The organism is Streptomyces sp. DSM 106670, from assembly GCF_055792845.1.
Window position 1 is genome coordinate 1,238,977 of the sequence record NZ_CM147704.1, and the last position, 22,437, is coordinate 1,261,413.

The 22,437-nt window shown below is 69.5% G+C and carries 18 protein-coding genes and 1 pseudogene; 7 read left to right on the plus strand and 12 right to left on the minus strand.

Translation table 11 applies throughout. The annotated features are described in order from the left end of the window. Nucleotides 1–62 precede the first annotated feature (62 nt). On the plus strand, nt 63–1,097 hold the full coding sequence (locus ACSMXR_RS05330) for a LacI family DNA-binding transcriptional regulator (RefSeq protein ID WP_381852998.1): 1,035 nt from the start codon (nt 63–65) through the stop codon (nt 1,095–1,097). 42 nt (nt 1,098–1,139) lie between these two features. Here ACSMXR_RS05330 and prcA read toward each other — a convergent pair whose 3' ends face one another. From prcA to arc, 6 genes and pseudogenes are all read right to left on the minus strand, one after another. After that, nucleotides 1,140–1,946 carry a proteasome subunit alpha gene (gene prcA / locus ACSMXR_RS05335; RefSeq protein WP_137232192.1) on the minus strand — a complete coding sequence of 269 codons (807 nt, stop codon included), beginning with the start codon at nt 1,944–1,946 and terminating at the stop codon, nt 1,140–1,142. 58 nt (nt 1,947–2,004) lie between these two features. Beyond that, complete coding sequence (gene prcB, locus ACSMXR_RS05340) at nt 2,005–2,850, minus strand: proteasome subunit beta (protein WP_103506979.1); 846 nt, start codon at nt 2,848–2,850, stop codon at nt 2,005–2,007. Then, nucleotides 2,802–2,994, minus strand: a pseudogene (locus ACSMXR_RS05345) (endonuclease domain-containing protein); the annotation flags it as partial. The pseudogene ACSMXR_RS05345 and the gene prcB, both read right to left, overlap by 49 nt. Before the next feature lie 125 nt (nt 2,995–3,119). After that, nucleotides 3,120–3,338 (minus strand): ubiquitin-like protein Pup, encoded by a 219-nt coding sequence (locus ACSMXR_RS05350; RefSeq protein WP_003970166.1) that lies wholly within the window; start codon nt 3,336–3,338, stop codon nt 3,120–3,122. Nucleotides 3,339–3,467: 129 nt separating this feature from the next. Beyond that, nucleotides 3,468–4,979 carry a depupylase/deamidase Dop gene (gene dop, locus ACSMXR_RS05355; RefSeq protein WP_137232191.1) on the minus strand — a complete coding sequence of 504 codons (1,512 nt, stop codon included), beginning with the start codon at nt 4,977–4,979 and terminating at the stop codon, nt 3,468–3,470. 235 nt (nt 4,980–5,214) lie between these two features. After that, nucleotides 5,215–6,981 carry a proteasome ATPase gene (gene arc, locus ACSMXR_RS05360; RefSeq protein WP_030632382.1) on the minus strand — a complete coding sequence of 589 codons (1,767 nt, stop codon included), beginning with the start codon at nt 6,979–6,981 and terminating at the stop codon, nt 5,215–5,217. Nucleotides 6,982–7,222: 241 nt separating this feature from the next. Between arc and ACSMXR_RS05365 the strand changes: the two genes are divergently transcribed. Continuing rightward, the gene (locus ACSMXR_RS05365) at nt 7,223–7,534 is read left to right on the plus strand and encodes a ferredoxin (RefSeq protein WP_103506981.1); all 312 of its coding nucleotides are present in this window, start codon (nt 7,223–7,225) and stop codon (nt 7,532–7,534) included. A gap of 51 nt (nt 7,535–7,585) precedes the next feature. Here the strand turns inward: ACSMXR_RS05365 and ACSMXR_RS05370 are convergent, their stop codons facing one another. The 3 genes from ACSMXR_RS05370 to ACSMXR_RS05380 form a co-directional block, all read right to left on the minus strand. Continuing rightward, a complete protein-coding gene (locus ACSMXR_RS05370; protein ID WP_137232190.1) occupies nt 7,586–8,167 on the minus strand; it encodes a hypothetical protein in 582 nt (193 codons plus the stop codon). Between the two features lie 199 nt (nt 8,168–8,366). Then, complete coding sequence (locus ACSMXR_RS05375) at nt 8,367–9,284, minus strand: tRNA (adenine-N1)-methyltransferase (protein WP_003970161.1); 918 nt, start codon at nt 9,282–9,284, stop codon at nt 8,367–8,369. A gap of 73 nt (nt 9,285–9,357) precedes the next feature. Further along, the gene (locus ACSMXR_RS05380; protein ID WP_137232189.1) at nt 9,358–10,608 is read right to left on the minus strand and encodes a site-2 protease family protein; all 1,251 of its coding nucleotides are present in this window, start codon (nt 10,606–10,608) and stop codon (nt 9,358–9,360) included. A 177-nt stretch (nt 10,609–10,785) separates the two neighbouring features. Here ACSMXR_RS05380 and ACSMXR_RS05385 point away from each other — a divergent pair, with 177 nt between their 5' ends. Further along, nucleotides 10,786–11,631: a RecB family exonuclease gene (locus ACSMXR_RS05385; protein ID WP_240805910.1), complete on the plus strand. Its 846-nt coding sequence runs from the start codon at nt 10,786–10,788 to the stop codon at nt 11,629–11,631. A 9-nt stretch (nt 11,632–11,640) separates the two neighbouring features. Beyond that, a complete protein-coding gene (locus tag ACSMXR_RS05390; RefSeq protein WP_003970158.1) occupies nt 11,641–12,312 on the plus strand; it encodes a response regulator in 672 nt (223 codons plus the stop codon). A 93-nt stretch (nt 12,313–12,405) separates the two neighbouring features. Here the strand turns inward: ACSMXR_RS05390 and ACSMXR_RS05395 are convergent, their stop codons facing one another. The 3 genes from ACSMXR_RS05395 to metH all read right to left on the minus strand — a co-directional run bounded on the left by ACSMXR_RS05395 (nt 12,406) and on the right by metH (nt 18,697). Further along, nucleotides 12,406–14,004, minus strand: a complete 1,599-nt coding sequence (locus ACSMXR_RS05395; RefSeq protein ID WP_381796871.1) for an ABC transporter substrate-binding protein — start codon at nt 14,002–14,004, stop codon at nt 12,406–12,408. Nucleotides 14,005–14,327: 323 nt separating this feature from the next. Continuing rightward, complete coding sequence (locus tag ACSMXR_RS05400; RefSeq protein ID WP_086778025.1) at nt 14,328–15,038, minus strand: HAD family hydrolase; 711 nt, start codon at nt 15,036–15,038, stop codon at nt 14,328–14,330. A 143-nt stretch (nt 15,039–15,181) separates the two neighbouring features. Then, nucleotides 15,182–18,697, minus strand: a complete 3,516-nt coding sequence (gene metH, locus ACSMXR_RS05405) for a methionine synthase (protein ID WP_473171330.1) — start codon at nt 18,695–18,697, stop codon at nt 15,182–15,184. Between the two features lie 240 nt (nt 18,698–18,937). Here metH and ACSMXR_RS05410 point away from each other — a divergent pair, with 240 nt between their 5' ends. The 3 genes from ACSMXR_RS05410 (at nt 18,938) to glpK (ending at nt 22,434) form a co-directional block, all read left to right on the plus strand. Next, on the plus strand, nt 18,938–19,702 hold the full coding sequence (locus ACSMXR_RS05410; RefSeq protein WP_030085562.1) for an IclR family transcriptional regulator: 765 nt from the start codon (nt 18,938–18,940) through the stop codon (nt 19,700–19,702). A gap of 356 nt (nt 19,703–20,058) precedes the next feature. Then, nucleotides 20,059–20,850 carry an MIP/aquaporin family protein gene (locus ACSMXR_RS05415; protein WP_137232185.1) on the plus strand — a complete coding sequence of 264 codons (792 nt, stop codon included), beginning with the start codon at nt 20,059–20,061 and terminating at the stop codon, nt 20,848–20,850. Between the two features lie 39 nt (nt 20,851–20,889). Next, a complete protein-coding gene (gene glpK, locus ACSMXR_RS05420; protein WP_473171331.1) occupies nt 20,890–22,434 on the plus strand; it encodes a glycerol kinase GlpK in 1,545 nt (514 codons plus the stop codon). Nucleotides 22,435–22,437 lie beyond the last annotated feature (3 nt).

Here is a 22,437-nt window from a genome sequence, read left to right on the forward strand (position 1 = left end):
CCATGTGCGCAGTTCGCGGGTCCACCTCGCGGCGTTACGGAACATCCCGCACGGAGGCACGAGTGACCAGCGCGCAGCAGCCCGTCCCCGCCCGGCCCACCAGCCGTGACGTGGCCCGTGCGGCGGGCGTCTCCCAGGCGACGGTCTCGCTGGTGCTCGGCGGGAAGTGGCCGGGCAGGGTGTCGGAGGTCACCGCCCAGCGGGTCCGGGACGCGGCGGCGGAGCTCGGCTACCGGCCCAATCTGGCGGCCCGCAGTCTGCGGCTCGGCAGCACCAGGACGGCGCTGCTGGTGGTTCCGGCGCTCACCAACGAGTTCTTCGCACGGGTGTACGCCGGGGCGGCGGCGCTCGCCGCCGAGCACGACTTCGGCGTGGTGCTCTACCCCTCGCCGGACGGCACGGGACCGGCCCGGGATCCGTTCGCCTCGGCCCGCGCGGCGCTCGACGGCGTCATCGCGTCCTCGATGGCCGCCGGCGCGCTGGGCGCGCTGCACGGGGCGGATCTGCCGCTGGTGATGCTGGACAGCGACCCTTCGGACACCGGGCCCGCCGCCCATGTGAACCTCGACATCGCCGACGGGATGCGGCAGGTGACGGACCATCTGCTGGGCCTCGGCCACCGCCGCTTCCTGCATCTGGCGTCCGCCGTGGACACCTGGACGTTCGCGGTGCGCGCCGGGGCGCTGCACGACGCGCTGGGCGCGGCGGGGGACGCGACGGTACGCACGGTGCGGGCCCCGCTGGACGTACGGGCGGGGCGCGAGGCGGTGGAACAGGCGCTGGCGGCCACCGGAGACCGGCCCACCGCGATCGTCTGCGACGACGACATCCTGGCCGCCGGCGCCTGCAAGGCGGCCCGCAGGCTCGGGCTGCGGGTGCCGGAGGAGCTGTCGGTCACCGGATTCGACGACCTGGCGCTGGCCACCGCGCTGGAACCGGAGCTGACCACGGTGCGGCTGCCTGCCGAGCAGGTCGGCGAGCGGGGCATGGAGGCGCTGCTCGCCGTGCTGGACGGCCGCCCCGCCCGGCCGGGCGGTCTGCCGGTCCGCCTCGTCGTACGCGGCTCCACGGCGCCGCCGCCCGCCGCCCGGACATGACGGTGCCCCCGGGCCGCGGCCCGGGGGCACCCGAGGTGCTGCCTACTTCTCCGTCTCCTCCGCGGAGCCGGACGCACTGCCGGTGTCCGTATCGGTGGAGTCGCCGTCCTCGGCGTCGGACGGGGCGTCCGTGGGCGTGCTGGCCGCGGCTTCCGCTTCCAGCAGCCGGGCCAGCTGACGGCCGACGATCCGCTTGAACTTGCGCTGCTGGGGGCGGGTGCGGTCCAGGACCGCGACCTCCAGCCGCTCCGCGGGGATCTCCCGCTCGCCGCCGCCCGGCTCCCGCGAGAGCGCCTGGACGGCCAGCTTGAGCGCCTCGGCGAGGGTCATGCCGTCGCGGTGGCGCTGGTCGAGGAAGCTGCTGATCTGTTCGGCGTTGCCGCCGACCGCGACCGAGCCGTGCTCGTCCACGATCGAACCGTCGTGCGGCAGCCGGTAGATCTGGTCGCCCTCGGCCTCGCTGCCGACCTCGGCGACCACCAGCTCCACCTCGTACGGCTTCTCGGCCGCACTGGAGAAGATGGTGCCGAGCGTCTGGGCGTAGACGTTGGCCAGCCCACGGGCCGTCACATCGTCGCGGTCGTAGGTGTATCCGCGCAGATCGGCGTAGCGCACACCGCCGATGCGGAGGTTCTCGTACTCGTTGTACTTGCCGGCGGCCGCGAAGCCGATCCGGTCATAGATCTCGCTGAACTTGTGCAGCGCACGGGACGGGTTCTCGCCGACGAACACAATGCCGTCGGCATACTGCAGCACAACGAGGCTGCGACCACGGGCGATGCCCTTGCGGGCGTATTCCGCCCGGTCGGCCATGGCCTGCTGGGGTGAGACATAGAACGGCGTCGACACCGGCTATCCGTCCCTTTCTGTCAGTGACGAGTGCGTCTGGGGAGGCTCGGGGTCCGGATCAGAGCAGCGCGGCGCGCGGGCCGTCGGGCTGCTCGAGTCGGCGTTCCAGGACGGAGCGCGCGATCTCGGCGGACTCCTGGTCGGTCAGCCTCCGGAAACCCTCGTCGGTGATGACGGTGAGGATCGGGTAGATGCGGCGGGCCACGTCCGGGCCGCCGGTCGCCGAGTCGTCGTCCGCCGCGTCGTACAGCGCCTGTACGACCAGGGTGAGGGCCTGATCCTGGGTCAGGTCCTCGCGGTAGAGCTTCTTCATGGCGTTACGGGCGAAGATCGACCCGGAGCCGGTGGCGGCGTAGCCGGTCTCCTCGGAGCGGCCGCCGGTGACGTCGTAGGAGAAGATGCGGCCCTTGTCGCGGTCGACGTCGTAACCCGCGAAGAGGGGCACCACCGCGAGGCCCTGCATGGCCATGGCGAGGTTGCTGCGGATCATGGTGGAGAGCCGGTTGGCCTTGCCCTCCAGGGAGAGCTGGGCGCCCTCGACCTTCTCGAAGTGCTCCAGCTCCAGCTGGAACAGCTTGACCATCTCCACGGCCAGTCCGGCGGTGCCGGCGATGCCCACCGCCGAGTACTCGTCGGCCGGGAAGACCTTCTCGATGTCGCGCTGCGCGATCATGTTGCCCATGGTGGCGCGCCGGTCACCGGCCAGGACCACACCGCCCGGGAAGGACGCCGAGACGATGGTCGTCCCGTGCGGCGCCTCGATGGCCCCCTGGAGCGGCGGAAGGCTCCGGTTGCCCGGGAGCATCTCGGGCGACTGGTCGGACAGGAAGTCCATGAACGAGGACGAACCCGGCGTCAGGAAGGCAGCTGGTAGACGCCCGGTGCTACGAGTGTTGGCTTCCACGCGTTTCCCTCCAGGTATGCGATGGCCCTGCGCAAGAAAGTCAGGATCATCCCCCAACTTGCCGATGGCCGAATTGCAGTTGAAGCAAGTAGCTGTGCCACGGACCCTACCCGCCCGGCGGGAGTGATCCACATGTTCGGCGGGGGTTATCCGCACCGATCCGGCGGGGCCGGAAAACGGCCCCCGGGTCGGCGGGCAGGGTGACGGCGCACGCCGTGGCGGGCACCGTCACCCCTGCTCCCCCGTTACTCACCGTTCACACTGGTGAACTACTGCCCACCCTTTTGAACGAAGGAACGGACGAAGTCCTCGGCGTTCTCTTCGAGGACGTCGTCGATCTCGTCCAGAACCGAGTCGACATCGTCGCTCAGCTTCTCCTGGCGTTCCGCGAGGTCCTCGGACGCCTGCGCGTCCTGCGCCTGCTCCTCGACTTCCTCGGTGGAACGCGTCGCCTTCTGCTGTCCGCCGCCGGTGTCCTTGGTCGCCATGTAGCTCACCCCGCTCGGTTCGAAGCAATCGAAGCTCTTGATCAGACCCTACCCACGGGGTCCGACATTTGGCCCGGTAGTTGTTCAACGTCCGGGCCTCGGGTGATTGATTCCCAGCCCGGAGGCCTTTCAGCCGCCCGACAGCGTCCGGACCAGCTCTTCCGCCGTACGGCAGCGGTCCAGCAGGTCCTTGACGTGTTCCTTCGTCCCGCGCAGCGGCTCCAGGGTGGGCACCCGCTGCAGCGAGTCGCGGTCCGGCAGGTCGAAGATCACCGAGTCCCAGGAGGCCGCCGCCACGTCGTCGGCGTACTGCTCCAGGCAGCGGCCCCGGAAGTAGGCCCTGGTGTCCTCCGGAGGCTTCGTACGGGCCCTGGTGACGTCGTCCTCGTCCAGGAGGCGCTTCATCTTCCCGCGGGCCGCCAGACGGTTGTAGAGGCCCTTGTCGGGCCGTACGTCCGCGTACTGGAGGTCCACCAGATGCAGCCGGGGGGCGTCCCAGTCCAGCGCATCGCGGCGGCGGTAGCCCTCCATGAGCTCCCGCTTGGCGATCCAGTCCAGCTCGCCCGACAGGCTCATCGGATCCGTCTCCAGCCGATTGAGCGTGTCCTCCCAGCGGGTCAGGATGTCCTTGGTCTGCTCGTCGGCGTCCGCACCGTACCGCTCGTCGACGTATTTGCGAGCCAGCTCGAAGTACTCCATCTGCAGCTGGACCGCGGTGAGTGTCCGGCCGCTGCGCAGCGTGATCAGCTGCCGCAGATCCGGGTCGTGCGAGACCTGGTGCAGGGTGCGTACGGGCTGGTCGACCGCGAGGTCGACGTTGATGAAGGCGTCCTCGATCATGGACAGCACCAGGGACGTGGTGCCGAGCTTGAGATAGGTGGAGATCTCCGAGAGGTTGGCATCGCCGATGATCACATGGAGCCGGCGGTACTTCTCCGCGTCGGAGTGGGGCTCGTCCCGGGTGTTGATGATGGGGCGCTTGAGCGTGGTCTCCAGACCGACCTCGACCTCGAAGTAGTCGGCGCGCTGACTGATCTGGAAGCCGTGCTCGTGGCCGTCCTGGCCGATGCCGACCCGGCCCGCGCCCGTGACGACCTGGCGCGAGACGAAGAACGGCGTCAGATGGCGCACGATGTCCGAGAACGGCGTCTCCCGCTGCATGAGGTAGTTCTCGTGCGTGCCGTAGGAGGCGCCCTTGTTGTCGGTGTTGTTCTTGTAGAGGTGGATCGGCTGGGCGCCGGGGATGGCGGCCGCCCGCTCGGCGGCCTCCGCCATGATCCGTTCGCCGGCCTTGTCCCAGAGCACCGCGTCACGCGGATTGGTGATCTCCGGAGAGCTGTATTCGGGGTGCGCGTGGTCGACGTACAGCCGGGCGCCGTTGGTGAGGATGACATTGGCCAGGCCGATGTCCTCGTCGGTGAGCTGGCTGGAGTCGGCGGTCTCACGGGCGAGGTCGAAGCCTCGCGCGTCACGCAGCGGGTTCTCCTCCTCGAAGTCCCAGCGGGCGCGTCGCGCCCGGTGCATCGCCGCCGCGTAGGCGTTCACGATCTGGGACGAGGTGAGCATGGCATTGGCGTTGGGGTGGCCGGGGACGGAGATCCCGTACTCCGTCTCGATGCCCATTACTCGCCGTACGGTCATGCGGCCCTCCTTGCCCGGCGTCGGTCCCGTCCGGGAGCGACGCTCAAGTACCGCTGCTGTGTCCGGTGCGTGTGCGGTGCCCGTCACCGCACTGCGCGACTCGGCGGTACCGCAGAGCCTAGAGCGCCTCTGCGCCGGTGGGGAGCTCCATTACGACATTGCTCCGGCATGGCCGGAACGGGGGAATGCAACCGGCTGCGGAGGCCCCTGAGGACTTCCGCAGCCGGTCCGCGTATTACAGGTACTGGCCGGTATTGGCCACCGTATCGATGGAGCGTCCGGTGTCCGCGCCCTGCTTTCCGGTGACGAGTGTGCGGATGAAGACGATCCGCTCACCCTTCTTACCGGAAATCCTGGCCCAGTCGTCCGGGTTGGTGGTGTTCGGCAGGTCCTCGTTCTCCTTGAACTCGTCCACGCAGGCCTGCAGGAGATGAGCCACCCGCAGCCCCTTCTGGCCTTGTTCCAGGAATGCCTTGATGGCCATTTTCTTTGCCCGGTCGACGATGTTCTGAATCATCGCGCCGGAGTTGAAGTCCTTGAAGTACAGGACTTCCTTGTCGCCGTTGGCGTACGTGACCTCGAGGAAGCGGTTTTCCTCGGACTCCGTGTACATCCGCTCCACGACCGACTGGATCATGGCGTGGGCGGCGGCCTCGCGCGAGCCGGTGTGCTCGGAGAGGTCGTCCGCGTGCAGCGGGAGCGACGGGGTCAGGTACTTCGCGAAGATGTCCTTCGCGGCCTCGGCGTCCGGACGCTCGATCTTGATCTTCACATCGAGACGGCCGGGTCGCAGGATGGCGGGGTCGATCATGTCCTCGCGGTTGGAGGCGCCGATGACGATGACGTTCTCCAGGCCCTCCACCCCGTCGATCTCGGCGAGCAGCTGCGGGACGATGGTGTTCTCCACGTCCGAGCTGACGCCGCTGCCGCGGGTGCGGAAGAGGGATTCCATCTCGTCGAAGAAGACGATGACGGGGGTACCCTCGCTCGCCTTCTCCCGCGCACGCTGGAAGACCAGGCGGATGTGCCGCTCGGTCTCGCCGACGTACTTGTTGAGCAGCTCGGGGCCCTTGATATTGAGGAAGTAGCTCTTCCCCGCGGGCTGCCCGGTGACCTCGGCGACCTTCTTGGCGAGCGAATTGGCGACGGCCTTGGCGATGAGGGTCTTGCCACAGCCGGGCGGTCCGTAGAGCAGGATGCCCTTCGGCGGGCGCAGCTCGTGTTCCTTGAAGAGGTCGGGGTGCAGATACGGAAGCTCGACCGCGTCGCGGATCAGCTCGATCTGGTCGCCCAGGCCGCCGATCTTGTCGTAGTCGATGTCCGGGACCTCTTCGAGGACGAGCTCCTCGACCTCGCTCTTGGGCACCACCTCGTAGACGTAACCCGACCTGGAGTCCAGGAGCAGGGCGTCGCCGGCGCGGATGGTGATGTCCAGCAGCGGCTCGGCGAGCCGCACCACCCGCTCCTCGTCGGTGTGCCCGACCACCAGGGCACGCTCGCCGTCCTCAAGGATCTCCTTGAGGGTGACGATGTCCCCGGCCCGCTCGAACTCCATGGCCTCGACCACGTTGAGCGCTTCGTTGAGCATGACCTCCTGGCCACGCCGGAGGTCCTCGAGCTCGACACTGGGGCTGACGTTCACCCGGAGCTTGCGGCCCCCGGTGAAGATGTCGCAGGTGCCGTCCTCGTTGGCCTGCAGGAAGACGCCGAAGCCGGCCGGCGGCTGCGCGAGCCGGTCGACCTCTTCCTTGAGGGCCACGATCTGGTCACGCGCCTCACGGAGCGTGTTGGCGAGCCGCTCGTTCTGTGCGGACACGCCTGCCAGGTTCGTCTGCAACTCGACGATCCGCTCTTCGAGAATCCTCGTATGACGCGGAGAGTCGGCGAGCTTACGTCGCAGGACGGCGATTTCCTGCTCGAGATAGGCAACCTGGCCGGCTGGGTCCTCTGACCCTCGCGCGGGCCGGATGCCGCGGTTGATGTCGTCGTCGTGGGCTGCCACGGTCCTCACCTCCTCCATGGGGAGCTGGACGCTTCCTGACCCTACCTGGGTGGGTGGTGATTGAAACCCCTAGATCACAAAGACTGCGGGGTGTGTCCGATCTTCACCCTTGCGCTCTCCCTCACGTCAAGGGAATACCCACCCTTCGGCACCGGAAAGCCGCCGGTTGTATCGTCGAACTGTTCAACACCCGTCAGGGCTTGGCTCCATTTGGTTCGGATACGCAGGAACGGCAGGACACATGACCGTGCAGCAGGACTCGCCGGGCGACAGTGACACGCAGGACCTGGAGGTCTGGATCGACCAGGACCTCTGTACGGGCGACGGCATCTGTGTGCAGTACGCCCCCGACGTCTTCGAGCTGGACATCGACGGCCTGGCCTATGTGAAGAGCTCCGACGACGAGCTGCTGCAGGACCCGGGGGCGACCACTCCGGTGCCGCTGCCGCTGCTCCAGGACGTCGTGGATTCGGCCAAGGAGTGCCCCGGCGACTGCATCCATGTGCGGCGCGTCAAGGACAACGTCGAGGTGTACGGGCCGGACGCCGACTAGCCGGCCGGGGCCCATTGCCCGGACAGCGGGAGCAGAGCCGTGCGGCGCCGCTCAGACGCTGCGGGCGAGGTCTCCGGAGGTGCGGACGAACGCCTTCCCCTTCCACCGCCAGGAGGCCTGTTCCTCCTGGTCGGGGCAGCAGCGGGGGACGTCGAGCGAGGAGTAGCCGAGGAGGGTCGCCGAGACGACGCCGTCCCGTACGGCGAAGTCCCCGACCGTCTTCTTGTCAGCGGGGTCCACCAGGGTCGCCACGACCCGGGGTGCGGCCCCGCTCGCCTGTGTCAGTACGTAGATGCCGCCGGGCGGGGTGCCCGATCCGGCGGCGCAGTGCACCACGGCGACGGTTTCCGGCCGCCCGTCGCCGTCGAGGTCACCGGGGGCCTGTTCGGCGACCGTCGTCCCGGCGCCGCCGCACTCCAGTGGAAAGTCGACCCCGGCCGGGTCCGGGGCGGGCACCGGAGCGCCGTGCTGCGTGGTGGTCCGCTGCTCGGGGGCCGTGGCGGTCGCGGTGGCCGTACGGGGCTGGAGCAGCCCGGCCAGCGCGACGACGCCCGCCATCGCCGCGGCCGTGGCGAGCCAGTGCACCGGCTTGGCGGCGGTGTGGGCGAGCTCCGGGAGCGCGGGGGTCTGCACGCGGTATGTCTCCTGATGGTTCCTGGAAGCCCGGTGAGGGGGTGGGAACACCCCCGAGGGGTGGCCAGCATCGTGCCACACCTCACACCCGGGTGGAACGGCGGGGTCTCGACGAATGAGGGTCCCAACGAAAAGGCGCCGCCGCGCAGTTCCCCGGTCGGTCGGGGAACTGCGCGGCGGCGCCGGTGCGTTGTCCGGGTCAGCCGCGGTCGGCGGCGGAGCCTCCGCGGCTCTGGCTGCCCGGTCCCTCGTAGTCCTCGCCGTAGGCGCCCTTGGACGGGCGGCGGCGGCGCAGCGGCGGCTCGACGCCGTCCGCGAGGCGGCGGGCGGTGACCAGGAAGCCGGTGTGGCCGATCATCCGGTGGTCGGGGCGGACGGCGAGGCCCTCCACGTGCCAGTTGCGGATCATCGACTCCCAGGGCTGCGGTTCGGCGAAGCAGCCGATCTCGCGGATGGACTCGACGGTGCGCGAGAGCTGGGTGGTGGTGGCCACGTAGGCGCAGAGGATGCCGCCGGGCACCAGGGCCTTGGAGACGGCCTCCAGGCACTCCCAGGGGGCGAGCATGTCCAGCACGACGCGGTCGACGTCGGTGTCGGAGAGGTTGTCCTGGAGGTCGCCGACGGTCAGCTGCCAGGCGGGGTGCGGCGAGCCGAAGTAGCGCTCGACGTTCTGCTGGGCGATCTCGGCGAAGTCCTCGCGGCGCTCGTAGGAGTGCAGCATGCCCTGCTCACCGATGGCGCGCAGCAGGAAGGTGCTGAGCGATCCGGATCCGACCCCGGCCTCCACGACGCGGGCGCCGGGGAAGATGTCGGCGAAGGCCAGGATCTGCCCCGCGTCCTTGGGGTAGACCACGGCGGCGCCGCGGGGCATGGACAGGACGTAGTCGGGGAGCAGGGGGCGCAGCGCGAGGTAGGCGACGTTTCCCGTGGTGCGGACAACACTGCCCTCGGGAGCACCGATCAGCTCGTCGTGCGGGAAAGAACCCTTGTGGGTGTGGAAGTTCTTTCCGGCTTCGAGCGTGAAGGTGTAGTGGCGGCCCTTGGGGTCGGTGAGCTGTACCTGGTCCCCGACCTTGAAGGGCCCGCGTCGGCGGGCGGCACCGGTCGGTTCAGACATGTGACCAGCCTACCGGTGATTCCGGGCCCGCCGACCGCCCGGGGCGGCGGCGGTCGAAGGGCCGGGAGGCCCGTCAGGCTTCGGGGCGGGCCATGGCTTTGACGAAGGCGCGCTCCACGTCGGCGGTGGAGAGGACTCCGTAGATCTGGCCGGTCTCCTCGACCACCAGGTACTCGGTGGCGGGGGTGGCCTTGAGCCGGTCCAGGAGGGCTTCGCCGGCCAGTTCCGCGGGGACCTTCATGCCGTCGGTGAGGTCCTGGGCGAGGCCGCTGACGGCGACCCAGGGGCGGCGGTGCTCGGGGACGCCGACGATGGCGGCCTCGCGGACGACGCCCTTGGGGTTGCCCTGTCCGTCGACGACGACCAGCGCGCGGGCGCCCGCCTCGTTGGCCCGGCGCAGCGCCTCGGAGAGCGGGGTGGCGGACTCGACGGGGACGGCGCGGCGGGTCAGGGTGCGGGCCCGGAGGTCGGGCAGGTGCTCGCGGAGGCGGGCCATCCGCAGGCTGTTCCCGGCGCCGGTCCAGATGATGCCGGCGAGGATCGCGGCGAGCAGCGCGTCCATGACGGTCTCGACGCCGCCGATGTCCTGGGCGGAGCCGCCGAGCGCTCCGGTGTGGGTGAGCAGCGGCAGTCCGACGAGGACGACGACGGCGAGGCCGCGGCCGACCCAGGCGGCGGCGATGGTGCCGCTCATGGGCTTGCCGGTGATCTTCCAGACGACGGCGCGGAGCATCCGGCCGCCGTCGAGGGGCAGGCCGGGCAGCAGGTTGAAGGCGGCCACGATGAGGTTGGAGATCATCAGGCCCGCGAGCAGGACGCCGGGGACCGTGCCGGGCTCGACGAACTGCATCGCGCCGTAGAAGACGCCGCCGAGGACCAGGGACAGGAGCGGTCCGACGAAGGCGAGGACGAACTCGCGGCCGGGTGTCTCGCTCTCCTTCTCGATCTCCGAGACGCCGCCGAAGAACTGGAGCTGGATGCGGCGGACCGGGAGCTTGTAGCGCAGGGCGGCGACCGTGTGGGCCAGTTCGTGGACGAGCACGGAGGCGTAGAAGGCGATGGCGAAGAACAGCGCGACGAGATAGCGGGCGGCGCCGAGCTCGGGCAGCACACGGTCGAGCTGGCCGCCGAACACCCAGGTGATCAGTGCGGCGACGACGAACCAGCTGGGGGCGACGTAGACGGGCACGCCGAAGGGACGGCCCATGAGCAGGCCGCCGCCGGGTTCCGCGGGGCGTTTCGGCTTGCCGTTGTCGGGGTCGGTGCCGGGGGCCGTTCCCCCTGCGCCGGGCTGCGGCCGCCCGCTGTCGCCGCTCTCGTCCACGGGGTCCCTTCGGTTCGGTGAGTGGCCTTTGCCACGATCATGCAGTGTGCGAGGGTCTGCCGTCGATGGTATGCCGCTGACTGTCAGTGGCGGGCCGTAGGGTCTGGAGACATGACTTCCGTGCCGCGGCCGCCCCGGCCGCCTTCGTCCCTGTCGCCGTCGCGGGCGAGCGATTTCATGCAGTGCCCCTTGCTCTACCGCTTCCGGGTCATCGACAGGCTGCCGGAGAAGCCCAGCGAGGCGGCTACCCGCGGCACGCTGGTCCATGCGGTGCTGGAGCGGCTCTTCGACGCCCCGGCGGCGGACCGTACGGCGCCGCGGGCGCGGGCGCTGGTTCCGGGCCAGTGGGACCGGCTGCTGGAGTCGAAGCCGGAGCTGGGCGAGCTGTTCGCGGAGGACACCGAGGGCGAGCGGCTGACGCGCTGGCTGGGCGAGGCGGAGCAGCTGGTGGAGCGGTGGTTCTCGCTGGAGGACCCGACGCGTCTTGAGCCGGCGGAGCGCGAGCTGTTCGTGGAGACGGAGCTGGAGTCGGGGCTGCGGCTGCGCGGGGTGATCGACCGGGTGGACGTCGCGCCGAGCGGTGAGGTCCGGATCGTCGACTACAAGACGGGCAAGGCGCCGCGGCCGGAGTATTCCGACGGGCCGCTGTTCCAGATGACGTTCTACGCGCTGGTGATCTGGCGGCTGAAGGGCGTCGTGCCGCGCCGGCTCCAGCTGGTCTATCTGGGCAGCGGGGACGTCATGACGTACGACCCGGTGATCGCGGACCTGGAGCGGGTGGAGCGCAAGCTGCTGGCGCTGTGGGACGCGATCGCGCTGGCGACGGAGACCGGTGACTGGCGGCCCCGGCCGACGAAGCTGTGCGGCTGGTGCGACCACCGGGCGGTGTGTCCGGAATTCGGCGGGACTCCCCCGGTCTATCCGCTGTCGGTCCGCCCGGCGGACCCGGGTGAGGATGGCCAGGGCAGAATGGGACCGGTCCGGGCCGAGGCCGGCCGAGCCGTGGCCCTTGAGGGCCCTTAAGGAGTTCCTGTGGCGATCCGCGTCCTTCTGGTCGATGACCAGCCTCTGCTGCGCACCGGTTTCCGGATGATTCTGGAGGCCGAAGGCGATCTGGCGGTGGTCGGTGAGGCCGGTGACGGTCTGCAGGCCATCGATCAGGTGCGGGCGCTGCAGCCCGATGTGGTGCTGATGGACATCCGGATGCCGCGGATGGACGGGGTGGAGGCGACCCGTCAGATCACCGGCCCCGGAAAGGACGGCCCGGCGAAGGTGCTGGTGCTGACCACCTTCGATCTCGACGAGTACGTGGTGGAGGCGCTGCGTGCGGGGGCGAGCGGCTTCCTGCTGAAGGACGCTCCGGCGGCCGAGCTGGTGCAGGCGATCCGGGTGGTGGCGGCGGGCGAGGCGATGCTCGCGCCGAGCATCACGCGCCGGCTGCTCGACAAGTACGCGGACCATCTGCCGTCCGGTGAGGACCCGGTGCCGGACGCCCTGCACACGCTGACGGACCGTGAGGTCGAGGTGTTGAAGCTGGTGGCGCGGGGGCTGTCCAACGCGGAGATCGCGGCGGATCTGTTCGTCAGCGAGACGACGGTCAAGACGCATGTGGGCCATGTGCTCACGAAGCTGGGCCTGCGCGACCGGGTGCAGGCCGCGGTGTACGCGTACGAGAGCGGGCTGGTGCGCCCCGGCGCGCAGTAGCGGCCCCCACGACGAAGTTCCCGTACGACGAAGCCGTCCGGCCCGTCCGTCCTGTTTCCAGGAGGGCGGGCCGGACGGCTTTCCGGCCGGGTCTCAGACGCTGGGCCGGTTGAGCTCCCAGAGCTGGAGTTCGGAGGTGGCGCTGACGGAGCGCTCCACCCCGGCGATGCCGTCACGGGAGGCGACGTACTGCTTGCCCTGCCAGATCGGAAGGACCGGCACATCGGTGGCGACGATGTCCTGGAGCTTCTCGTAGGTGATGGCGGCGGCGGTGCGGTCGGCCTCGCGGCGGGACTGCGGGATGAGGACCTTCTGCGCCTCGCGCGAGCGGTAGGGCGAGTTGAGGAAGTTGTTCGCGTCCAGGAAGGGCGCGGTGTAGTTGTCCGGGTCCGGGAAGTCGGGGAACCAGCCCATGCCGTAGGCCGCGTAGTCGCCGCGCTTCTGCTCGGGGCGGTACTTCGACCACTCCTTGCCCTTGACGGAGACGTCGAAGAGGCCGGAGCTGTTCAGCTGCTTCTGGAGCGCCTTGAACTCCTCGGCGGTGGCCGAGCCGTAGTGGTCGTTGGTGTAGTGCAGGGTGAACTTCACCGGCGTCTTGATCCCGGCGTCGCGGAGGATCGTCGCGGCCTTGGCGGTGCTGGGCTCGCCGTACTTGTTGAAGAAGGCGTTGGTGTGCCCGGCGATGCTGGAGGGGATCAGCGAGTAGAGCGGTTCGGCGGTGGTGCCGTACACCTTGCCCGCGATCTCGCCCCGGTCGATGATCTGCGCCATGGCCTGCCGGACGGACTTGTTGACCACGGGGTCTTTGGTGTTGAACCCGAGGTAGCTGATGGCCAGGCCGGGCATCTCGGTGAGCTCGACGCCCTTCTTCGGCTCCACGAGCATGTCGTGGGCCTGCTCGGGCGACATCGCCCGGGTCATCATGTGGATCTTCTTCTCGTCGAGCGCCTTGCCCATGGCCTCGGCGTCGGGGAAGAGGTCCATCTCGACCTTGTCGTTGAGCACCTTCAGCTCGCCCTTGTACGAGGGGTTCTTGGTGAAGGCGATCTTGACGACCCGGCCGTCCTCGACCTGCGGCTTCATGGTGTACGGGCCGGAGCCGTCGACCTGGAAGCCGGTGCGCGCCTCCTTCGCCGGGTACTGCGCCTTCGGGACGATGCCGGCGGCGGGGGTGGCGAGCTTGTACGGGAAGGTCGCGTCGGGCGTGTTCAGGTGGAAGATCACCTGGTCGTCGCCCTTGGTCTCGATCATGTCGATGTTGGCGAGCAGGCCGACCGGCCCGCTGTCCGAGTCGATGTCGATGACGCGCTGGATGGAGTGCTTCACGTCCTCGGCGGTGACGGGCGTCCCGTCGGCGAAGGTGAGGCCCGCCCGCAGGGTGCAGCGGTAGCTCTCGTTCGCGGTGTCGGTGAAGGTGCAGCTGCGGGCGGCCTCGGGCACCGGCTCGCCGCCGCCGTTGGGCACCGCGGTCAGGGTCTGCACGGTCTGCCGCAGGACGTTCCAGACGCCCGCTTCGTAGCCGATGGCCGGGTCGAGCGGCGCGGGGTTCTCCTTGGAGGCCACGAGCTGGTCCGTGGTGCCGACGACGATGGCTCCGTTGCCACCGGCGCCGCTGTCCGCGCTGCCGCAGGCGGCGAGCACGGGGGCGAGCAGGCCGACAACGGCCGGCAGCACCAGGGTCTTGCGGTTCATCTGGACGTTCTCCCTCATCCCGGCAGGTGAGGAATCAAAGTTAGTAGCCGCCGGTGGCCGCTCCGACCGCGTGGAGGACGGCTCACGCTCGCCCGGCGGCCGCAGCGGGCGACATACAAACACGATTACGGACAGCTCACCCGATCCCGGCGGGCCCCGGGAGGCTTCCGGGTGAGGAAGGTCACGCGTCCACCCTCTTCACATATGCGCCTCGTGGCTGATCCTCATCCATGGAACGTTGCCGGAACGCACACGGGCGGAAGCAGAAAATCCGCTGTTCGTTCACAAACGGACGCCGGGTTCGCATGGGCGATCGGTGTACGTCAGCCCGTTCCGCCCGCTCCGGTGATGAGCTTGCGGAGGAAGGCCAGGTCGACCTCTTCGAGGGAGCCGACGACCACGCGTCCGGCCGCGGGCGCGATGGGGGCGACGGACGGTACGGCGACGACCCGGCATCCTGCGGCCTCGGCGGCGGCCACGCCGGTCGCGGTGTCCTCGATGACGGCGCAGCGCCAGGGGTCGGCGCCGAAGCCCGCGGCGGCGGTGAGATACGGCTCGGGGTGGGGCTTGGTCCGGGCGACCTCGTCCCCGGCGACCGTGAGCGCGAAGTGGTGACGGCCCACCGATTCCAGTACCCGGTCGATGATCCGGCGGTGCGAGGCCGAGACGAGCGCGGTGGGCACCTCGTAGGCGCCCAGTTCGGCGAGCAGCCGCTCGGCCCCGGGCATCAGGGGCACCCCGCGCGCGATACGGCTCTCGAATCCGTCGTTGAGCAGCACCGTCAGCTCGTCCAGCCGGATGTCGGCGCCGGTGACGTCGATGAGGTAGCCGGCGCTGCGGGTCATCGGACCGCCGACGACCACGTCCCGCCAGGACTCGTCCAGCCGGTGCCCGAGGCCGGCGAAGACCTCTTTCTCGACGTCCCACCAGAAGCCCTCGGTATCGACCAGGGTTCCGTCCATGTCGAGAAGGACCGCCTGCAGGGCGGCGCCTTCGGCCGTGCGGGTCAAGGACGCGGGGACCGTACTGGTCATCCGGCACACCTTCCGTAAGGGACGAGAAGGCCGGCCGCCATTCCCGAAAGTGGGAGGGCGACCGGCCTGCACTGGACCGACCAGTGTACGACGTGTCCCGTCGCGGTGCGCGAAAGGCGCGTGACCACGGGGCGAAGTCCGCCCTACCGGGCGTTGAAGTACTTCGCTTCGGGGTGGTGGATGACGATGGCGTCGGTGGACTGTTCCGGGTGGAGCTGGAACTCCTCGGAGAGGTGGACGCCGATGCGTTCCGGCTGGAGGAGGTCGGCGATCTTGGCCCGGTCCTCCAGGTTCGGGCACGCCCCGTAACCGAGCGAGAACCGTGCGCCGCGGTACTTCAGCGCGAACATGTCCTCGACGTCCGCCGGGTCCTCGCCGCCGAAGCCCAGCTCGCTGCGGACCCGGGCGTGCCAGTACTCGGCCAGGGCCTCGGCGAGCTGGACGGACAGGCCGTGCAGTTCCAGGTAGTCGCGGTAGGAGTTGGCGGCGAACAGCTCGGCGGTGGCCTCGCCGATCCGCGAGCCGACAGTGACGATCTGCAGACCGATGACATCGGTCTCGCCCGACTCCTCCGGACGGAAGAAGTCCGCGAGGCAGAGCCGGCGCCCACGCCGCTGACGCGGGAACGTGAAACGCGTGCGCTCGGAACCGTCCTCGTGCAGGAGGACCAGGTCGTCGCCCTTGGACACGCAGGGGAAGTAGCCGTAGACGACGGCCGCCTCCAGGAGGTTGTTGGACTGGAGGTGGTCGAGCCAGCCGCGCAGATGCGGGCGGCCCTCGGTCTCCACCAGCTCCTCGTACGTCGGCCCGTCACCGGACCGCGCCTGCTTCAGACCCCACTGCCCCTTGAACAACGCGCCCTCGTCCAGCCAGGACGCGTACTCCTTGAGCGGAATGCCCTTGATGACGCGGGTGCCCCGGAAGGGCGGCTCGGGAATGGGGTTGGTGATGGAGACGTCCGAGCGCACCGAACCCTCGGGCTCCTCGACCTCCAGCACCGCCGTCACATCCTTCTTCGGCACGCGGCGTTGCTTGAGTTCGGGAAGGGCCGCGCCCGGAACGCCACGCTTGACGCCGATCAGCGCGTCCATCAGCCGCAGGCCCTCGAACGCGTCGCGGGCGTAGCGGACTTCGCCCTCGTAGATCTCGTGGAGGTCCTGTTCGACGTAGGCGCGGGTGAGGGCGGCGCCGCCGAGGATGACGGGGAAGTCGGCGGCCATCTTGCGCTGGTTGAGCTCCTGGAGGTTCTCCTTCATGATCACGGTCGACTTCACCAGGAGACCCGACATGCCGATGACATCGGCCCGGTGTTCCTCGGCCGCTTCGAGGATCGCGGAGACGGGCTGCTTGATCCCGAGGTTGACGACGTTGTAGCCGTTGTTGGAGAGAATGATGTCGACGAGGTTCTTGCCGATGTCATGGACGTCACCACGGACGGTGGCCAGCACGATCGTGCCCTTGCCCTCGTCGTCGGACTTCTCCATGTGCGGCTCCAGATGAGCCACCGCACTCTTCATGACCTCGGCGGACTGGAGAACGAACGGCAGCTGCATCTGACCGGAGCCGAACAGCTCCCCGACCACCTTCATCCCCTCCAGGAGGGTGTTGTTGACGATGTCGAGGGCGGGGGTGGTCTGGAGTGCCTCGTCGAGGTCGGCCTCCAGGCCGTTCTTCTCGCCGTCGATGATGCGGCGCTGGAGGCGTTCGTTCAGCGGGAGGGCCATCAGCTCCTCGGCCTTGCCCGCCTTCATCGACTTCATGTTGACGCCCTCGAACAACTCCATCAGCCTCTGCAAGGGGTCATACCCCTCGGCACGGCGGTCGTAGATCAGGTCGAGGGCGACCTTGACCTGCTCCTCCTCCAGCCGGGCGATCGGCAGGATCTTCGAGGCATGCACGATCGCGGAATCCAGCCCCGCCTTCACGCACTCGTCGAGGAAGACGGAGTTCAGCACGACGCGGGCGGCCGGGTTCAGGCCGAAGGAAATGTTGGAGAGGCCCAGTGTGGTCTGGACGTCGGGGTGGCGCTGCTTCAGCTCACGGATCGCCCCAATGGTGGCGATGCCGTCACCCCGGGACTCTTCCTGGCCGGTGCAGATCGTGAACGTCAACGTGTCGATGAGGATGTCGGACTCGCGGATGCCCCAGTTCGTGGTCAGGTCCTCGATCAGCCGCTCCGCGATGGCGACCTTGTGCTCGACCGTGCGGGCCTGGCCCTCCTCATCGATCGTCAACGCGATCAACGCCGCACCATGCTCAGAAGCCAGGGCGCTGACCTGCGCGAACCTCGACTCCGGACCGTCACCGTCCTCGTAGTTCACCGAGTTCAGCACCGCCCGCCCACCCAGCTTCTCCAACCCCGCCCGCAGCACGGGCAGTTCGGTGGAGTCCAGCACGATCGGGAGGGTGGAGGCGGTCGCGAAGCGGCCGGCCAGCTCACTCATGTCGGCAACGCCGTCACGGCCCACATAGTCGACGCAGAGGTCGAGCATGTGCGCGCCCTCACGGATCTGATCGCGGGCCATCTCCACACAGTCGTCCCAGCGGGCCTCCAGCATCGCCTCGCGGAACTTCTTGGAGCCGTTGGCGTTGGTCCGCTCCCCGATCGCGAGGTAGGCGGTGTCCTGACGGAAGGGGATGTGCTGGTAGAGGGAGGCGGCGCCGGGCTCGGGGCGCGGGTCGCGCTCGGTGGGCGTCAGCTCGCGGGCGCGGTCGACGACGGCCTTCAGGTGTGCCGGAGTCGTACCGCAGCAGCCGCCGATGAGGGACAGGCCGTAGTCCCGGACGAAGTGCTCCTGGGAGTCGGCGAGTCCGTCGGGGCCGAGCGGGAAGTGCGCACCGTCCTTCGTCAGGACCGGCAGGCCGGCGTTGGGCATGCACATCAACGGCGTACGGGAGTGGCGGGCGAGATAGCGCAGGTGCTCGCTCATCTCGTCCGGGCCGGTGGAGCAGTTCAGGCCGATCAGGTCGATGCCCAGCGGCTCCAGGGCGGTCAGGGCCGCGCCGATCTCGGAGCCGAGGAGCATGACGCCGGTCGTCTCGAAGGCGAGGGAGCAGATCAGCGGCACCTGGAGGCCCAGCGCGTCCATCGCCCGGCGCGCGCCGATGATGCTCGACTTCGTCTGCAGGAGGTCCTGGGTGGTCTCGACGATCAGCGCGTCCGAGCCGCCCGCGAGGAGGCCCTCGGCGTTCTTCTGGTAACCGTCACGCAGCACGTCGTAGGTGATGTGACCGAGCGAGGGCAGCTTGGTGCCGGGGCCGATCGAGCCGAGGACCCAGCGCTGGCGGCCGTCCTTGGCACCGAACTCGTCGGCGACCTCGCGGGCGATCCGGGCGCCGGACTCGGAGAGCTCGTAGATCCGGTCGGCGATCTCGTACTCGTTGGCGGCGGAGTGGTTCGCGCCGAACGTGTTGGTCTCCACGCAGTCGACACCGACCGCGAAGTACTCCTCGTGGACGGAGCGCACGATGTCGGGCCGGGTGATGTTGAGGATCTCGTTGCAGCCTTCGAGATTCTCGAAGTCCTCCAGCGTGGGGTCCTGAGCCTGGAGCATGGTGCCCATCGCCCCGTCGGCCACCACCACACGCGTGGCGAGTGCCTCTCGGAGTGCTTCTGCGCGGGTCCGGCTGTCGGCGGCGGGTGTCGGCAACGAGGCCATGGATGATCTCCCAGGGATGCGACGGCTGTCGGCTTTGCGTCCTTCTTGGGGAAGGCGCACCTCGCCAGCGTAGCCCGACGTCGGCCGGCGCTGTCAGTACGTCCATGAGGCGGACTGCATGCTGTGCGGGGTGCGGCGGGTGCGTCCCGGTGGCGGACACTTTCCCCCGGAGTCCGGCGCAGGTCGGCATCGACCGATAGTGTTCAGCATTGTCGAACCGAGGTGGAGGAGTACGGCGCGATGGCCAAGAACATCCAGTCGCTGGAGCGGGCGGCCGCGATGCTGCGTCTGCTGGCGGGCGGCGAGCGCCGGCTCGGGCTCTCCGACATCGCCTCCTCGCTGGGGCTGGCCAAGGGCACCGCGCACGGCATTCTGCGCACCCTGCAGCTGGAGGGCTTCGTCGAGCAGGACGCGGCGTCCGGGCGCTACCAGCTGGGCGCGGAGCTGCTGCGCCTCGGCAACAGCTATCTGGACGTCCACGAGCTGCGGGCGCGCGCCCTGGTCTGGACGGACGACCTGGCCCGCTCCAGCGGCGAGAGCGTCCACCTCGGGGTGCTGCACCAGCACGGCGTGCTGATCGTCCACCACGTCTTCCGGCCCGACGACAGCCGCCAGGTGCTGGAGGTCGGAGCCATGCAGCCGCTGCACTCCACGGCGCTGGGCAAGGTGCTGTCCGCGTACGACCCGGTGGCCCACAGCGAGGTCATGGAGGCGGAGCGCCGCTCCTTCACCGGGCGCACCGTCACCGCGGCCGACGAGTTCGAGGCGATGCTCGACCTGATCCGGGCGCAGGGCTGGGCCGCCGACGCGGAGGAGACCTGGGAGGGTGTGGCCGCCGTGGCCGCACCCGTGCACGACCGGCGCAGGATGCCGGTCGGGGCGGTCGCCGTGACCGGGGCGGTGGAGCGGGTGGCCCCGGGCGGCACGCTGCGCCCCGAGCTGATCGCGGCCGTACGCGACTGCGCCCGCGCGGTCTCCCGGGACCTGGGCGCCGGCCGCTTCTGACCGGCCGTACCGCTCTTCCGCCCGACCGCACGGCCCGCACGCCGACAGGGGGCGACACACCCACGCCCAGGCCCGGCACACCCACGCCCGACACCGGCCGGTAACGATCCCGTCGCGCACCGAGTCGTGGACCACAGTACCCTTGACGCTTCCTTCACTCGGGGGAAACACTGCCGTTCAACGGTCGGCATTGTCGAACGCCTAACGGCAATACGCGTTAGGGTGTGACAGTGCCAAGGGCCGGTCAAGCCCTTACAGGTGGGCTGCCCACGCTTCGTGGATACCCATCTGGGGCGCGGAACACCGGCGGGACCGGTGATCCGCTCTCCCCTGGACGAAGGACAAAGGAGTCGCGGGTGTCCAGCTCCGACATTTTCATCGGCGAGACCATAGGTACCGCCGTACTCATCCTGCTCGGCGGCGGTGTCTGTGCCGCCGTCACGCTGAAGAGCTCGAAGGCCCGGAACGCGGGCTGGCTCGCCATCACCTTCGGGTGGGGCTTCGCCGTGCTGACCGGCGCATATCTCGCCGGCGGCGTATCGGGCGCCCACCTCAACCCCGCGGTCACGATCGGCCTGGCCATCGAGGGCGGCACCGAGTGGGGCGACGTCCCCCTCTACCTCGCCTCGCAGCTGCTCGGCGCGATGATCGGCGCCGTGCTGGTCTGGGCGGTGTACTACGGGCAGTTCCACGCCCACCTGACCGACCCGGAGATCGTCGGGACCAAGTCCACCGACGAGGGCATGGTCGACCAGACCGCCGCCCCGAAGGCCGGCCCGGTGCTCGGGATCTTCTCCACCGGTCCGGAGATCCGCAACGGCGTCCAGAACGTCATCACCGAGATCATCGCGACGGCCGTGCTGGTCCTGGCGATCCTGACCCAGGGCCTCAACGACGGGGGCAACGGCATCGGCGTGCTCGGCGCGCTGATCACCGCCCTGGTCGTCGTCGGCATCGGCCTCTCGCTCGGCGGCCCGACCGGCTACGCCATCAACCCGGTCCGCGACCTCGGTCCGCGCATCGTGCACTCCCTGCTGCCGCTGCCCAACAAGGGTGGTTCGGACTGGGGCTACGCGTGGGTACCCATCGTGGGTCCGCTCGTCGGCGGCGCACTCGCCGGCGGGCTCTACAACCTCGCCTTCGCCTAGCCGCCCCTCCACCACCTCACAGACTTCCGGGAGCACACCGTGACCGACGCACACACCACCAGCACCCACGGCACCGGGCCGTTCATCGCGGCCATCGACCAGGGCACCACCTCCAGCCGTTGCATCGTCTTCGACAAGGACGGCCGGATCGTCTCCGTCGACCAGAAGGAGCACGAGCAGATCTTCCCGAAGCCGGGCTGGGTCGAGCACGACGCGACCGAGATCTGGGAGAACGTCCAGGAGGTCGTCGCCGGGGCCATCGTCAAGGCCGGCATCACCTCCGCCGACGTCAAGGCGATCGGCATCACCAACCAGCGCGAGACCACCCTGCTCTGGGACAAGAACACCGGTGAGCCGGTGCACAACGCCCTCGTCTGGCAGGACACCCGCACCGACGCGCTCTGCAAGGAGCTCGGCCGCAACGTGGGCCAGGACCGGTTCCGCCGCGAGACCGGGCTGCCGCTCGCCTCGTACTTCGCCGGGCCCAAGGTCCGCTGGCTGCTGGACAACGTCGAGGGGCTGCGCGAGCGCGCCGAGGCAGGCGACATCCTCTTCGGCACCATGGACTCCTGGGTCATCTGGAACCTCACCGGCGGCACCGACGGCGGCGTCCACGTCACCGACGTCACCAACGCCTCGCGCACCCTCCTGATGAACCTGCACACGATGGCCTGGGACGAGAAGATCCTCGCCTCCATCGGCATCCCGGCCGCGGTCCTCCCCGAGATCCGCTCCTCCGCCGAGGTGTACGGCCACGCCAAGGGCGGCATCCTCGACGGCGTGCCCGTCGCCTCCGCGCTCGGCGACCAGCAGGCCGCGCTGTTCGGCCAGACCTGTTTCGCCGAGGGCGAGGCCAAGTCCACGTACGGCACTGGCACCTTCATGCTGATGAACACCGGTGGCACCCCGGTGAACTCGTACAACGGGCTGCTCACCACCGTCGGCTACCAGATCGGCGACAAGCCCCCGGTGTACGCGCTGGAGGGTTCCATCGCGGTCACCGGTTCGCTGGTGCAGTGGATGCGCGACCAGATGGGCCTGATCAAGTCGGCCGCCGAGATCGAGACGCTGGCCTCCTCGGTCGAGGACAACGGCGGCGCGTACTTCGTGCCCGCCTTCTCCGGTCTGTTCGCCCCCTACTGGCGTCCCGACGCCCGGGGCATCATCGCCGGCCTCACCCGTTACGTCACCAAGGCGCACATCGCCCGTGCCGTCCTGGAGGCCACCGCCTGGCAGACCCGCGAGATCAGCGACGCCATGACGAAGGACTCCGGCGTCGAGCTGACCGCGCTCAAGGTCGACGGCGGCATGACGTCCAACAACCTGCTGATGCAGACGCTCGCCGACTTCCTGGACGCGCCCGTGGTGCGCCCCATGGTCGCCGAGACCACCTGCCTCGGCGCCGCCTACGCCGCCGGTCTCGCCGTCGGCTTCTGGCCGGACACCGACGCGCTGCGCGCCAACTGGCGCCGGGCCGCCGAGTGGACCCCCCGCATGGACGCGGACACCCGTGCCCGCGAGTACAAGAGCTGGCTCAAGGCCGTCGAACGGACCATGGGCTGGATCGAGGACGAAGAAAGCTGACGA